General features: G+C 35.9%; 15 protein-coding genes. 5 read left to right on the top strand and 10 right to left on the bottom strand.

Going from position 1 to position 15,316, the window contains the following annotated elements:
• Window positions 1–15: 15 nt before the first annotated feature.
• Together ACM6F9_RS01030 and ACM6F9_RS01025 are read right to left on the bottom strand one after the other, a co-directional pair.
• The gene (locus tag ACM6F9_RS01030) at window positions 16–1,374 is read right to left on the bottom strand and encodes a M64 family metallopeptidase (RefSeq protein WP_414844019.1); all 1,359 of its coding nucleotides are present in this window, start codon (window positions 1,372–1,374) and stop codon (window positions 16–18) included.
• Between the two features lies 1 nt (window position 1,375).
• Window positions 1,376–1,867, bottom strand: a complete 492-nt coding sequence (locus ACM6F9_RS01025; protein WP_414844018.1) for a hypothetical protein — start codon at window positions 1,865–1,867, stop codon at window positions 1,376–1,378.
• 109 nt (window positions 1,868–1,976) lie between these two features.
• On the opposite strand from ACM6F9_RS01025, the gene ruvC reads away from it, so the two are divergent.
• From ruvC to ACM6F9_RS01005, 4 genes are all read left to right on the top strand, one after another.
• The gene (gene ruvC, locus ACM6F9_RS01020; RefSeq protein WP_105701144.1) at window positions 1,977–2,531 is read left to right on the top strand and encodes a crossover junction endodeoxyribonuclease RuvC; all 555 of its coding nucleotides are present in this window, start codon (window positions 1,977–1,979) and stop codon (window positions 2,529–2,531) included.
• 151 nt (window positions 2,532–2,682) lie between these two features.
• Window positions 2,683–3,753, top strand: a complete 1,071-nt coding sequence (locus tag ACM6F9_RS01015) for a DUF4407 domain-containing protein (protein ID WP_414844017.1) — start codon at window positions 2,683–2,685, stop codon at window positions 3,751–3,753.
• Between the two features lie 161 nt (window positions 3,754–3,914).
• Window positions 3,915–4,508 carry a phage tail protein gene (locus ACM6F9_RS01010; protein WP_414844016.1) on the top strand — a complete coding sequence of 198 codons (594 nt, stop codon included), beginning with the start codon at window positions 3,915–3,917 and terminating at the stop codon, window positions 4,506–4,508.
• A 5-nt stretch (window positions 4,509–4,513) separates the two neighbouring features.
• Window positions 4,514–5,206: a T9SS type A sorting domain-containing protein gene (locus tag ACM6F9_RS01005; protein WP_414844015.1), complete on the top strand. Its 693-nt coding sequence runs from the start codon at window positions 4,514–4,516 to the stop codon at window positions 5,204–5,206.
• A 143-nt stretch (window positions 5,207–5,349) separates the two neighbouring features.
• Here the strand turns inward: ACM6F9_RS01005 and ACM6F9_RS01000 are convergent, their stop codons facing one another.
• From ACM6F9_RS01000 to ACM6F9_RS00970, 7 genes are all read right to left on the bottom strand, one after another.
• On the bottom strand, window positions 5,350–7,221 hold the full coding sequence (locus tag ACM6F9_RS01000; RefSeq protein WP_414844014.1) for a GEVED domain-containing protein: 1,872 nt from the start codon (window positions 7,219–7,221) through the stop codon (window positions 5,350–5,352).
• Window positions 7,222–7,569: 348 nt separating this feature from the next.
• Window positions 7,570–9,030 (bottom strand): IMP dehydrogenase, encoded by a 1,461-nt coding sequence (guaB, locus tag ACM6F9_RS00995; protein WP_414844013.1) that lies wholly within the window; start codon window positions 9,028–9,030, stop codon window positions 7,570–7,572.
• A 189-nt stretch (window positions 9,031–9,219) separates the two neighbouring features.
• Window positions 9,220–9,924 (bottom strand): hypothetical protein, encoded by a 705-nt coding sequence (locus tag ACM6F9_RS00990; RefSeq protein WP_414844012.1) that lies wholly within the window; start codon window positions 9,922–9,924, stop codon window positions 9,220–9,222.
• 31 nt (window positions 9,925–9,955) lie between these two features.
• Window positions 9,956–10,459 (bottom strand): DUF4252 domain-containing protein, encoded by a 504-nt coding sequence (locus ACM6F9_RS00985; protein WP_414844011.1) that lies wholly within the window; start codon window positions 10,457–10,459, stop codon window positions 9,956–9,958.
• A gap of 11 nt (window positions 10,460–10,470) precedes the next feature.
• Window positions 10,471–11,757 carry a DUF4252 domain-containing protein gene (locus ACM6F9_RS00980; protein ID WP_414844010.1) on the bottom strand — a complete coding sequence of 429 codons (1,287 nt, stop codon included), beginning with the start codon at window positions 11,755–11,757 and terminating at the stop codon, window positions 10,471–10,473.
• Window positions 11,758–11,773: 16 nt separating this feature from the next.
• Window positions 11,774–12,463, bottom strand: coding sequence for a hypothetical protein (locus ACM6F9_RS00975; protein ID WP_414844009.1), 690 nt, complete (start codon window positions 12,461–12,463; stop codon window positions 11,774–11,776).
• Entirely contained in the window at window positions 12,438–12,947 is a 510-nt protein-coding gene (locus ACM6F9_RS00970; protein WP_047373602.1) for an RNA polymerase sigma factor, read from the bottom strand. The genes ACM6F9_RS00975 and ACM6F9_RS00970 overlap by 26 nt, the downstream gene beginning before the upstream one ends.
• A gap of 302 nt (window positions 12,948–13,249) precedes the next feature.
• Between ACM6F9_RS00970 and ACM6F9_RS00965 the strand changes: the two genes are divergently transcribed.
• Complete coding sequence (locus ACM6F9_RS00965; RefSeq protein ID WP_414844008.1) at window positions 13,250–14,077, top strand: hypothetical protein; 828 nt, start codon at window positions 13,250–13,252, stop codon at window positions 14,075–14,077.
• A gap of 30 nt (window positions 14,078–14,107) precedes the next feature.
• On the opposite strand, the gene ACM6F9_RS00960 is transcribed toward ACM6F9_RS00965, so the two are convergent.
• Window positions 14,108–15,268: a GlmU family protein gene (locus tag ACM6F9_RS00960; protein ID WP_414844007.1), complete on the bottom strand. Its 1,161-nt coding sequence runs from the start codon at window positions 15,266–15,268 to the stop codon at window positions 14,108–14,110.
• Window positions 15,269–15,316 lie beyond the last annotated feature (48 nt).

Genomic DNA, 15,316 nt, shown 5'->3' with positions numbered 1-15,316 from the left:
GCCGGTTTCGTTATATTATTCCTTGATGACTTTCTGAGAAAGAATCAGAGTTTTGTTTTCTTTTACATTCAGCAGATAAGTACCTGCCGGATAGTTTTTAATATCCACCTTTATTGCGGAATCATTGAGTTCAAATCTGGATGGAATCATCTTTCCGGAAGCATCATAAACTTCAACCGTCACATTTTTTGAGAAGCCCTGCTTTCCTTTAATAAAAAATTCTCCGTCAGTAGGATTTGGATAAATACTGAAACGTCTTTCTTCTGCTTTCACTTCTGAAGTACCAAGAGTAGCTTTATTAAGCGTCCAGGTAACATTGGTAACATGAAGAGTACTGTGATTATCAACTTTCAGAAGCGGGTTATTATCTACCACAGAAAGTGTCAATGTATTATTTCCTCCGTTAAGCTGTCCCGGAGTAATCGTAATAGAACTTCCTGTTGATCCCAGAACTGTTCCATTTAAAGTCCAGGTATTGACTAATGTATTAGGATTAGGAAGAATTTCTGTAGCTGTGAACGTTACACTAGAGGTAGCATCTACTGTAGTATTGTTTGCCGGTGTGTAAGAATCTACAGGAGAAACCAAAGAGTGAATTCTTTCAATGATTGCTTCTTTACATACAGAACAAAACTGCTGGTTAAGATACCTCATCTCACAACTCTGATGTGGTCTGAACCATGTAGGGCTTTCAGCGTGAGCGTATACTCCTACTCCGTTCAATCCTACCCAGTTTTTCCATTTTATGGTAGCAGGATTAGAGTTTTGAGTTTTATTCGGTGATTCCAATGATCCTGCAAACCAGTATTCATCAGCTAATTTTCCGAAGGAATGCCCCAGCTCGTGTACTACAATTTCATTTGCAGAAGCATTTAACGAAGCAAAAGCATAAGTTCCTCCACAACCGCCATATTCTGTAGAATTCCCTAATACATAGGTGATATCATAATCAGGAACATTCGCTGCCAACACCTGTCCTACTGTATTGGACGTATTACTGTATAAGCATCTGTGAACTCCTACATCAAAAGTAGAACCAAGATAATTATTAGGATTAGACACAGGAATTACAGGCTCCACAACATCTGTTGCCGTCCCCGGATGCTTCACTCCAGATTCTGTAGAAATTACTTTTACAGCATACGCATTGAAGTAATTTTTATATTCTGTATAAGGACTTTTTGTAAAAAGATAGTTAACCGTATTTTGAGCTGATGTAGTAAAATCGGTTTGCTGTGCCGCGGTAAATCCGTCTCCCAGAATAGCAATAATAACACGTTTACTATTGTCTCCGTTCTGTAAAAGCGGAACCGTTTCAAATGTCTGGGCAAAACAGCTGCTTCCTATTAAAAGGGAAAATAAAACTTTTTTCATATTATAGTTTTTGTGTAAATAATAATTGTACTCCGTCTTCAGTTGCTTTTTCAACTTTCACCATCTGAACATTTTCAGAAAAGGAAAACCTTGCACTGAACTCCGTTTTTTGAAAGGCAGCTTTATGTCTGGTGATGCCTTCTTTTTCATAGACTTCCATTTCAGGATTGAAAGGATCTCTCACAAGCTGTTGAGCCACTTCTTTTCCGTTTGAACTTGCCAAACTGATAATAAGATCTCCTTTGCGAACTTCATTTCTTTCAAAAGAAGAGACTTGCTTCAGTCTTCCATCTGCAATTTTACTATTCTGAAGAGTAATCTTCGCGTTTCCTGACTGATCTTTATCCGCCTTGAAAAACAGATAAATAATTCTGTCACTTTTCTTTATAACCGTTTCTGAATTCAATTTCTTGTTTTGAGACTCTCCATTCTCTTTTTGGAAGCTACAAAACAGAAAAACAGGAACAATGAGTACATTAAATACATTTTTCATATCATTTTTTGCTTAAAGGTACTAAAGTTTTAAATATATCAAACATAAATGAAAATTCATTCAGATACTTTTTTATACTTAAAGCCTAGAAAGCCCTATCTTTGGGGCAATGATTTCAGAGAAAATAATTTTAGGTATTGACCCGGGAACTACAGTAATGGGATTTGGTATTATCTCCGTAAAAAAAGGAAAAATGGAGATGGTTTCTATCCATGAGCTTATTTTAAAGAAATATCCTAATCACGAAACGAAACTCAAATATATTTTTGAAAGAACATTATCTCTTATTGACGAGTTTCATCCTGATGAAGTAGCTCTGGAAGCTCCTTTCTTTGGAAAGAATGTACAAAGTATGCTGAAATTGGGCCGTGCACAGGGAGTGGCTATGGCAGCCAGCCTTTACAGAAATATTCCTATCACGGAATATTCTCCTAAAAAAATCAAAATGGCCATCACCGGAAACGGAAATGCCAGCAAAGAACAGGTTGCAGGAATGCTCCAAAATCTACTTAACTTAAAGGAGTTCCCAACAAAATATTTAGATGCTTCCGACGGCCTTGCTGTTGCGGTATGTCATCATTTTAATTCCGGAACGATATCAGATACCAAATCGTATTCCGGATGGGAAAGCTTTCTAAAGCAGAATCCTGATAGATTGAAATAATTTTTACTTTTTTCGTTACATTTCTAAACTATCGCTATAACTCTATATAAAACAATATCTTATAAATTTACATCTAATTACTTGGTAAAACATAATACTATCTTTTACATTGGTATGATTTTTAGTACTACCTTTGTATAAATTTTCAGTTATGAAAACAAACCAACAAACTATAAATCAAGGAACTCATAAAATAAACTGGTTCCAAAAGTTTCTGATGGTATGTTCCGGAGGGAACATCCATATTTTAAGAAAAACTCCGAGTGAATGGAATAAGTTTTCCGGAATTGGAGGGATTGTGCTATTTACTGCAGTATTTGCTACTTTGTCTGCAGGTTATGCCATGTACACGGTATTTGATAATATCTGGGCTTCAATAGGATTTGGAGTTCTATGGGGATTGATGATCTTTAATCTTGACCGCTATATTGTTTCTTCGATTAAAAAGACAGGAACCTGGTGGAATCAGATTCTGATGGCCATTCCGCGTCTTATCCTTGCTACATTTTTAGGGATCATTATTTCGAAACCATTAGAGCTTAAAATTTTTGAGAAAGAGGTAAACAAGCAACTGAATACCATTATTCAAAGAAATAAAAAACAGCTTCAAGGGGAAATGAACGGAAGAATTCTTCAACAAAGCGGACCTTTCGAAACAGAAAAACAGCAAATTTCCGGTAAAATTGCTCAATATCAGAAGGCATATGATTCTGCTTCAGTAGAGCTTGAAAAGGAAATTCTCGGAAAACAATCTGGATTAACCAGCGGAAAAGAAGGTTACGGACCTAATGCCAAACGTAAACAGGAGCTAAAAGAACAACGTAAACAGGATCTGGAAAATTATCAAAAACAGGCTGCTCCAAGACTGGAATATCTGGATAAAGAAATTTCCAAGGTATATACCAACCTGGAAACTGAAAGAAAATCTACGGAGACTTTTGAAGATAAATTCAATGGATTTGCAGCAAGGCTTCAAGCATTGGATGAGCTTGGAAAAAATTCAGCGATCATAGGGCTTGCGGCGACTTTTATCATGGGATTATTTATCTGTCTTGAAATTTCGCCTGTACTGGTAAAACTAATTTCTCATATAGGACCTTATGATTATCTTTTAGAAAAGACGGAAAATGATTTCAGGCTTTACTCTAAAGAGAAAATTGAAAAAGGAAATGCTTTAACTGACTTCAGGATCGAGGATTTTAAGGATAATCTTAAAAATTAAAGTTCATTTTCCGGCTTCCAGACATTAGAGAAAAAAACTATAAAAAAGCCAATTTTGATTAATAAAATATAACCTTTCACTATATAATGAAAGGTTTTTTTATTTATAAACGTTTTATGTAAAATATTTCATAAATTTATACTACTTAAAACCTTGTCATCATGAAAAACTTATTTATTGCATGTACACTGCTGATCAGCAGTGCATTCACTCCTTCTCTAAAAGCTCAGGCATCGGATCCCTATTTAGGACAAATTGCTTTTGTTCCTTATACTTTTGCTCCGAAGAACTGGGCGGAATGCAATGGGCAGCTCTTGGCTATTGCTCAAAACCAAGCTCTCTTTTCCCTTTTGGGAACTACTTATGGCGGAAACGGAACAACCACTTTCGCTCTGCCAGACATGAGAGGAAGAGTACTTGTTCATAACGGACAGGCTCCGGGAGGTCCCACTACATACAGCATGGGACAGATCGGAGGAACTGAAAGTGTAACTTTATTGGTAACACAAATGCCGGCACATAGCCACACGGTAAATGCCGTAACTACTGAGGGAAATCAAAATTCTCCCACCAACAGTCTTCCGGCAGATACCAAAGTTCTAGACAAAGAGTATTCTGATGCAGCAGCAAATACTACGATGAAGAGTACAATGGTAAACAACACCGGCGGAAACCAGCCCCATGAAAACAGACCTCCGTTTATTACGCTGAAATGCATTATTTCATTAGTGGGAGTCTTTCCATCACAAAACTAACAGCTATGAAAATTCTTTACTTAGTATGTCTTGCCCTGGGAAGCTCAGCTTTTGCGCAGACAATAACTTTTACCGGATGTCCTAATCTGTTTAGCAGTCCTCCTAATACTTATGTATTTAACAAAACGGGGGTAGATGCCTTTAATAAGAATATCTATATGACTACTCCTATTGATGGCGGGCAAGATTGCGGCGGATTAGGAACCTGTGAATTTAAAATCCAGTGGAACAATACTCTTACAAGATGGGAATTTATTGCTGATGATGGAAATGGAACTTTTGCCAATCCGGCTTTAATCTATTACAATTCGACAGGAAATAACTCAATCCCAATCCCTCCGGGTAATACTATCGGAACATGGATAGAGAATACAACAGCTACAGGCGGACAATGCGGTGGTAACCTTACTGCAGTAAATTCTACCATGACCGGTGATGTACAGAGTTCAACATTAGGGACCTCAGAGTATTCGAAAAATAAAATTCAGATTTTCCCTAATCCTGTAACAGATTTTATCCGTATTTCAGGCATTGATGACGGGCTGTCTATTCAAATTTATAATATAGACGGACGTTTAATAAAGTCTGAAACGTTTGACTCAAAGGTTGATGTTTCTCAACTTGTTCCTGGTGGATATGTATTGAAAATCAGCACCCGAAATTTTCAGACTCATCAATTTAAATTCATTAAAAAATAAATCCTTTTTGAAAAAGGAATCAATCATGAAAGCTTTCGGGATTTCCGGAAGCTTTTTTAATGAATAAAACTTTCGAAATAGAATACAAAAAAATGTCCCCACTCTAATGGGGACATTTATATTTATTGTAAGCTTTGATCCAATTATTTGATGATCAATTTAGAAGATTTAGAATCTTTTCCATTAGAAACCTGAATCATATACACTCCTTTTTCTAATTGCTGGTCTACTTTGAAAACACCATTTCCTTCTTCAGTTACAGATGGGCTTGATACCAATCTTCCTGACATATCAGAAATAGAAACTTTCAGATTTTTAACATTTTTAGCTTTAATGAAAATTTTGTCTCCGGTTGAAACAGGATTTGGATAAACTGTTAAATCACTGTTATCTGCTTTCACTTCACTTGTTCCTAAGTTAGTCACAAATTTCACCGTATAATCTTCAACCTGTCCATATTTTAATTGTCCACAAGGAGTCATGTTAGGGTTCTCGTCATCTACAAGAACTCTCATTCTCAATGGAGTATTAAGCACGGCTGAAGCTGGAGCTGTAATGGTAGTACTGTAAGTACCAATTGCCGTAACCGGATCTGCAATAATATTATCCGCAGAAGCCACCAATTCAGAAGCTTCGAATGTTCCGTTATTATTATAGTCAATCCAAACTCTCACATCATTATTTGAATCTGTTACATTTACCTGAAGGTTATGGGTACCTGTTGCTAAAAGCTCTGTAGATGTAGCTTTCAGACAGCTTGCTCCCGTGTAATCTTCATAAAAAACAGGAGCCCCTTGCCAGTATCCTACAGATCCATTGTTAATAGCTCCTAGTTTTACAAGAGTTGGCCCTACAAAATAATTACTTGTTGTATTTAAGATACCACTTGGGTTACAAGTAGCAGCGATAGGGGTACCAACGGAAGCAGCTGCAGTAGGAGCCGTTGCGCCTAATGAAGTACTTAGAGCTCCTCTTAATAAGAAGAAATAAAGAGCCGCTCTATCATGCTGTCCACTAGTAAACTTGAATGCTATTGGATTGGTATAGTTCATCATATTGTACTGTACTCCCTGATAGTTTGTACCTGTACAATAATTCATACTGCTGTTTGTAGGTGCCGGAAAGTCACTCAACAAACTTCTTGATCTTTCCGTATCACAAACCTGGTCATCATCTGTTGCACAGTTACCAGTAGTTGCTGGACAGTTAGTTGTAGTTGTATCTCCTTGTGGAGGTTGAGCGTTAGCATTTCCAAAAGTATGCAACAATCCCATACTGTGTCCAAATTCATGAGCTAAAGTAATATCATCCTGTAGAGTAACTACAAAAGATTTCATGAAGGATTCGTATGAAGAATCAGGATTCTGAGGCAGTCCTGCCCATCCCATAATTCCATACTGCCCACCTCCATCTACTTTGTTCATAATATAGATGTTAAAATAAGAAGCCTCAGGCCAGTGTGGTGCAATTGATTTAATTTGTGTTGTAGTAACACCAGCTGTTCCGCTACGGTTCACGCCGTTTGCATCATATCCCGGAAGAGCTCCACCGTTATATCTTACAATTCCGGTAGTAGCATTACAGTTAGGGTCTCTCTTCGCCAATACTAATTTGATAGGCATTGTAGCAGCATTACCAAAATCAGCTGGAACTCCCTGAGCCCACTGATAAGTACCTGCATACATTTGATTACAATGATCCAACCAAGCCTGAATTTGTGCATCCGTTTTATTGTAAGCCGTTCCAAGAGCAGCACCAGTAGGTGTTATTACGTGTACTACAACAGGAATTTCATAAACTCCGTCTACAATTTTGTATGCACTTCCATTTTTAGCAGTTGTATTTTGGTTACTGCTAATAACTCTGTTACGGATATTGCGAATCATTTCGTCAATTTCACTATTCTGTTTCTGGTGTACTCTTTGTTCGTTATCAAAATCACACCAGTCTTTTTTTTGCTGTGCTGATACCGAAAGGGAAAGTAACAAGATCCCACAAAGTATAGTTTTCTTCATTATAGTAATTTAAAAAAATTAAACAGGTTACAAATTTATTCTTTTTATGCCTTATATGATAATATTTAACACAAAAACAAATTTAAAATTTAAAACTTCATTACAGTTAGTAGAAAAACATAGATTTTTGTTACATCAAATAATTAAAATAAAATTACAGCCACATCAAAATGTGATTAAATTATTTAAATAATTCATAAAAATAATACTACAAATAAAGTATATAAATAATTCACAAAAGTTGAAATATAAAAACAAAACACTAGTAATCATATTGTTAGTATAAAATCGAAAAATAAAAAAACCGCACAAATTGTGCAGTTTTAATTATATAAATTCAATTATTGTTTATAATGAATAATTCGGAGCCTCCTGCGTGATAATTACATCATGCGGGTGAGATTCTTTCAATCCGCTTCCGGTAATCATTACCAGTTTGGAATCTCTTTGAAGTGTTTCAATATCTTTTGCTCCACAGTATCCCATACCAGCTCTCAGACCTCCAGTCAACTGGAAAATAACATCTTCCAATTTTCCTTTATGTGGAACTCTTCCTTCAATTCCTTCCGGAACGAATTTTTTAGCTTCACTCTGGAAATATCTTTCTTTACCACCTCTTTTCATTGCTGAAAGGCTTCCCATTCCCTGGTAAGATTTGAATTTTCTTCCCTGGAAGATAATTTCTTCTCCCGGAGCTTCATCTGTACCTGCTAAAAGTGAACCTAGCATTACTGCACCTGCACCACTGGCAATTGCTTTAACGATATCTCCTGAAAGTTTGATACCACCATCACCAATTACAGCTACATTTTGAGATTTAGCATATTCGTATACATTATAGATTGCAGATAGCTGAGGAACTCCTACTCCGGCAACTACTCTGGTTGTACAGATAGATCCCGGTCCTACTCCTACTTTTAATACGTTTGCTCCTGCTGCGATAAGATCTTTAGCAGCATCTGCAGTTACGATATTTCCTCCTACAATATCAAGGTTCGGATATGCTTTCCTGATTTCAGAAATTTTATCTAAAACTCCTTTAGAATGACCGTGTGCAGAGTCAATAGCTACGATATCCACTCCAGCCTGTACCAACGCTTCAATTCTCGTCAATGTATCTTCTCCTACCCCTACTCCGGCACCTACGATAAGACGACCATTCTCGTCTTTATTAGCGTTCGGGTACTCCAATTGATTGTCGATATCCTTGATGGTAATTAAACCTACAAGTTTATTGTCTTTATCTACGATAGGAAGTTTTTCAACTCTGTTCTTAAGAAGGATTTCTTTTGCCTTTTCAAGGTTGGTATCTTTGTCGGAAGTGATCAGGTTATCTTTCGTCATGATCTCTTCAACTTTCATATCAAGATTCTCCTGATATTTTACATCTCTGTTGGTAATAATTCCGATCAGAACATTATCTGGATCTACTACCGGAAGACCGGAGATCTTATATTTCGACATAAGATTTTTAGCTTCTCCTAAAGTATGATCCTTGGATAATGTAACCGGATCTGAGATCATTCCATTTTCGGAACGCTTCACTCGGTTTACCTGAGCTGCCTGCTCAGCGATCGTCATGTTTTTGTGGATAAATCCTAACCCTCCAACTCTTGCTAAAGCAATTGCCAGATCAGCTTCTGTAACGGTGTCCATCGCAGCGGAAACTATCGGAACATTCAGCGTAATTTTGTCGGTAAGTCTTGATTTTAATGAAACCTGGTTAGGTAAAACTTCTGAATAAGAAGGGACTAGAAGAACGTCATCGAAAGTGATGGCTGTCTCTACAATTTTGTTATGAATAGACATCTTTACTTTCTTTGCAAAATTAGGTTATTTTGGTGAGATATGAAAATCCTTTTTAATAGTTTAAATAAAATTTAATAATCAATAACTTAAATCGAAAAACCGTTCTTTTGTCAGAACGGTTACGATACAAAATAATTGAATAAGTATGAAACTACTTTAGTTATTTATTAAATAATGAACATTAAAGGTTTATTTGACAGGGGTTCCATTTTCATCCAGATTCTCAATATGGGTTTGATTATTCTTATCAACGTATAGTTTTAATCTTACCTTTCCTTTGGTATCACGGATAAAGATCCCTACATCACCAGTGGCTGTCTTGCCAGCAAAAAAGCGCTCATTGGTAAGTTTTCCTTCTTCTCTGAGTTTTGCATAGGCTTTTTTACTTGCAGCCGGGTCATTTAATTTTTTCAGAGAGTCTTCAAACTTAATAATATCTTCCAGTGGGAAATCATCTGGGCGGTCCCAAAGTTTTAATCCGTATACTCTCTTCTTATCTTTTCCGGATCCCTCAAAATACTGAAGCTGCATAATCTGATCTGTGTTTCTCTGATCTACAGAATACACCATCCCGGATTCTTTTTCATTGCCGTCATATACAAGACCTCCACATTCATCTCCCATGGAATTGAAGAAAATAAGTCCAGCTTCTCTCTCCCTTGGTTTCAACTCTTTATGATTCACCAAACCTGGGTGCTGGCGTTCTTTGTTACTGATGACCATTTTTAACGTTCCGTCTTTCTCAACGATATTGATACGTTCCACATCTATTTCTTTAAAACGTTCGTTGGAAGACTGATTTTTAAATGCAAGGAAGAAAAACATAGCACATAGTATGGTAAGTACAACGGCATAGATTTTAAGGATACGGACTTCTCTTATCAATTTTTCCATGCTGTGAAGATTTTGAGATTAATTATCTGGTTTATTTATCTGAAACTGAATTGATCATTTTCGAAATATCATTGGCCGTAAAATTCCCTTTCACATCTACAAACACCATTTCGTTTTTACTGGAACCTACAGTAATCAGCATATTCTTAATAATATCTCCATCCTGTTTTACCCGTATGTTGATATCGTCTCCTTCATGTTTTATACTGGCCCATTCTTCATAATGGTTATTATTCAAAAACAGGGCGTAATCATTTAGCATTTCTTTGCTTCCGTTGGTTACGGTAAGTACTTTTATTTTGGAAGCCTTTTTAACCAGATCTATAGTCTCTTCACTTTCTCCTTCTTCTCTCAGGGCTTTCTTAATATAAGATTTAGCCAAAACCATAGGTACATTAATACTGGCAAACTGTGCGCCTTTGAAATCATACTTTGAATTCTGGAAAAAATCTATATTCGGTTTTTCTGAAACAATACATGACTGAAACAATCCTATTGTCAGAATAGTGAGAAAAATGTGTTTAAGAGTCTTCATAGGTTAGTTTTTTATTTGATTTGTCTAAAGCTTCCTCCGGACACTTTATCTACTCTGGCATCCAGATCAGGATTTCCTCTCAATTTTACAGCAGCTCCTGATGAAACGCTTACTTTCAGTTTATCTGTTACCAACAGGGAAAGACTTGCTCCTGAAGTAGATTCTACCACCGCTGTAGCAATCTTAAGATCATCCGCTTTACAAGATGCTCCGCTACTGATATCAATCACTGCAGAAGCAGCTTCTCCTGATAAGCTAATACTTGCACCACTGGAAGTCTCCAGTGCCAGCTTGGGTGTTTTAATGTCAACATCCAGAACAGAACCTGAACTTACTGCTACCGCAGCGTTTTCATTCAATTTGAATGTTCCTTTAATAATAGAACCAGATTCTGCTTCAATTGCCAAGCTATTTTCCGTGATAGGATTTACTGCTGTAAACACACTGCCAGATGATGTTTTTATAGCATCAATTTTAGGAGCAGAAACATTAACGTTCAGGTTTTTAAATCTCAGATTTCGAACGCCTTTATTATCTACATATATTTTTAGCACTCCGTTTTCCACTTTAGTGATAACATATTGAAGCTTATCTGCATCAGCAATTACTTTTACACTTCTAGTATTTTCTTGTTTGAAGGTAACATTTACCCCTACGCTGGCATCTATTTTTGAGAATTCACCTACATTTCTGTTATCTCCGTTCAGGTAAGAAGAAGTGTTATCTGATGTAAGACTGCTTCTTGTGGTACTGGTCATAGTAGAAGTACTTGTTTCACCAGAATTAATGATCTTGTTTACATCTGATAATTTCATTTTTCCGTTGAGAATAAAAATAATATTCTCTTCTTTGGAATCAACGTTGAAAACAAGATTTTCCAGATAATTGTCTCTCTCTTCTTCAGCCAGGAACTTCATGGAGGTTCCATCACTGCTCATGGACATCAGTTCATTAAAGTTAAGAGACTTCAAAGCTTTGTTCACTCTTTCTGTCTTGTCTTCGTTCATTTTTATATTGGCAAGATTCTCATCTTTTAAACGATCGGGGAAGGTGATTTTAGGGATGATCAAAACTTTAAGCCCATCCACATCGTTCAAAATAGGTCTTATTTTTCCAATATAAGCATCATCAACATCAATGGTGTTCAGTAGTTTGAACATTGGTTTTTTAATATTGATAGATGTTACTCTTCCATTTTTTTCAAAATCCTGAAAAAGCTTATCCAATTTCTCAGTCTGTGCAGAATAAGTTGCAAAGCTGCTTAGCATTATGGCTATTATAAAAAATATTTTTTTCATGGGATTGTTCTGATTTTTAGTATTCGCTGTCAAGATTTTCATTTTTTTGAGAAGATGCTACTGTTTTTTTAAACTCGTTTCCTAATTTCATAAAGGAATACCTTGTAACATCCAGAGCTTCTTTTTCACTACTGATTCTTTTGCCGTTTACAATTACATAAGAGTCATTGTATGCTGTTGCAGAATCATTTAAATTTTTATTCGGGAAGGAAGAATTATCAACATATCTAGGTTTTCGTTCTTTTTTCAGTCTTCCTCTTTTGGGCAGGATTTCGTCCATTACATCTTTTTCTGCCACCTGATTTTCCTGGAAAACAGAATCTTTTTTCACTCCGGAAATAGAATCAGTATGATTCACTGCTACTTGTTCCTGATGATCATTATTTTCTTCCATAAATCCGGATTTCTGTTTTAAGATCTCGTCTTTTACAAGCTTTTCCCTGTTCTGCGCATCTGTTGTATCGGAATTATTATAATTAAAAAACAATCCTATACTAAAAATAAGCATCACACTGGCGGCCATCCAGAACCATTTAGGAAAGGAGGGCTTTTTCTTTTCTTGCAGTGGAATAACAGGTGCAGTATTCTGTTCAGGTTCCGCACCTTCTGCAGTCTGAAGAAAGTCTTCAAAACTCCAGTCCATTTTTTCTTCCTTAATATCCCGGAAGATTTCGTTGTATTTATCTTGTAATTGATCTTTTTTCATAGCTCATCAGTTGTGAGATTTGTTCTTTTACTTTTTGTCTCGCACGCATCAGGTTTACCCTGACTGCATTTTCCTCCATTTCCAGCATTTCAGAAATTTCGGAAACTTCGTATTCTTCTACATCTTTCAAGTGGATGACCATCTTTTGTTTTTCGGGGAGCTGATTGATAAATCCTACAATATGTTCCTTAAGGTTATCAACTTCCATACTGTAAAGCTCCGAGCGATGAAGCTGCATATCCGCAAAGCCGATCTTTACATCGTGATGCTTCAGGCGGTTCAGGCATTCATTCCGGACAGACTTCAGCGCATAGGATTTAAAATTCCCGAATTGCCCCAGTTCATCCCTCTTCTGCCAAAACTTCATCATGAGATCCTGCACGACATCTTCTGCTTCATCACTGCTCATGACAAACCGCTTCGCAAAACGATACATCTCGTCTTTGAGAATAAACACCGTATTCTTGAAAGTTTCTTGGGTCATGAGTTTTGTTTCTTATAGGTAAGACAGTTACCGTTACAGATCTATTACATCAAAAATAAAAAAACTTTGAAAAATGTTGAAATTTTTATTTTTATCCGGAAACTATTTCTAAAATAATGCATCTTTCATTCTAAAAAACACTGCATATTACGGAAACCAATAATTTTTACGATAGTAATTCAAAATATTATTCACACATTTGTAGAGTAATAAAAGTTTTATATATTTAATCAAAAGAGAAAATAGTATTAACAATAAGATAAGAACTCCAACACTGGAGGTTTTATTTACCAACACAGATTATGAAAAACCAAGTTAGGATCCAAAATCCCTGCCCAGAAAGCTGGGAAAATATGCAAGATTTTCCTTCAGGGAAATTCTGTGAGAAATGTTCTAAATGTGTAGTAGATTTTACTGAGAAAACTGATGAACAGATTCATGAGATTCTTCAGACAGCCAATGGCAAAGAAATCTGTGGAAGAATTTCAAAACTATCATTAGCTTTAGCTACTACAGGAATTATTTTAATTACCAATCTTACTTTTGTTCAGGCTCAGATTAAAAACAATCCGGGAATTGCTACCGAACAAAAAGCAACAGCTATCACAAAGGTTTCAGGAAAACTGATCTTTAAAAGAACTAACAAGGAAATATCTAATGCTGAAGTTTTCTTCATTTGTAAATCAAGATATATAAAAACAATAACAGAAAAAAATGGAAATTTCACTTTAGAAATACCCAATAAGCTGATTAAAAGAAAAAATGTTTTATACTTTAATTTTGATAAGTTAAATGATGAAACCTATAAAAACCCCAACAGAGATGTACCTAATACAATAAATGGAGATATTTACGAAAATACTTCCATTATCTTTTCCAAAAATGAACAAATAAATGAGAAAGAATTTCAGATTGATTCTAAACTTTCATATATAGGAGGCATAGTAATCGTCGAAAACCCTCCTCCAAATTATGACTATTTCGATGGAAGAAATATTAGCAAAGAAAAATTTGAAAAATTAAGAAAGGAAAATCCTCAATACCACTATTTTTCTTTTGAAGGAAAAGAAGCTGATATCATTTCGAAGGATAACTTTGTAGACACTTTATATTTATTATACTCAAAATAAAAACCTCAGAAAATTTCTGAGGTTTCTCTATTAATACGTATCAAAAATATGTTTCAGAATCGCTTTATCCTCTTCTGTTAAAGCGACTTTTCTTCTTGCCATGGCCCTTTCTGCTACTTCATATACTTTGTCAAGTTTGAATCTTTCGTCATCTTTCAATCCACCCCATGAAAAGTTCTCTATAAGATTAGGAGGGAAACCTGGTTTGAAAATATTGGAAGCAACTCCAACTACCGTTCCTGTATTAAACTGAGTATTGATTGCTGCTTTGGAATGATCGCCTATGATAAGGCCTGCAAACTGTAAGCCTGTATCTTCAAATGCTTTTGTTCTGTAATTCCACAGTTTTACATTTCCATAATTGTTCTTCATATTGGAAGAATTGGTATCAGCACCAAAGTTGCACCATTCTCCTATGACTGAGTTTCCAATGAAACCATCATGTCCTTTACTTGTGTATCCGAAAATGATAATATTATTCACTTCTCCACCTACTTTACAGTGGGGCCCGATAGTGGTAGCGCCATAAATTTTAGCACCAAGATTAAATTTAGAAGCTTCCCCTAGTGTGATAGGTCCGCGCAAATGGCAGCCTTCCATTACTTCAGCATTTTTACCAATATAAATTTTCCCGGTTTTAGTATTCAGAGTAGAAAATTCAATTTCAGCACCTTCTTCAATAAATAAATCTTTTTTATCTCCTAAAAAACCGTTTGTGGAAGATAATTCCTGTGAAGTTCTTCCTTTGGTAAGCAATTCAAAATCGAAATCAATGGCGTGATGGTTATAAGAAAACAGATCTTTTGGTCTTTTGAAGAAAATAAGCTCTTCCTTAATATCCGTCATTTTTTCAATCTGATTGAGAGAAAAACCTTTCATATTGATTTTAGCGGCGATCAATTCGTCTTCATAAACCAAAGCTTCTCCTTGCTTAAGATCTTTAATCTGTTGAATTACAGTTTCTGTAGGAAGGAAATTTGGAACTAAAAAGAGACTTTCTTTTTCTTCCGGGCTTTTAAATTTATCCTGAAGGTACATTTCTGTGAAGTATGAAACCTCAGTGTTTTCAAGGATTTTCTGCCATCTTTCAGAGAATGTAAGAATTCCGCATCGCATCGCAGCAACCGGGCGTGTAAAGGTAAGTGGAAGAAAGTCTTCCCAATATTGTGCATCTGAAAATACTAATTGCATCGTTCAGTTTTTGGTTTAAAGTTTAAAATTCAAGGTTAGCAAATTTAC

Origin of the sequence: Chryseobacterium sp. IT-36CA2, from assembly GCF_949767875.1 — a bacterium.
In the GTDB taxonomy this organism is placed as follows: Bacteria; Bacteroidota; Bacteroidia; order Flavobacteriales; family Weeksellaceae; genus Chryseobacterium.
The sequence above is the reverse complement of the archived record's forward strand: the minus strand, read 5'-3'. Positions and strand labels throughout refer to the sequence as shown.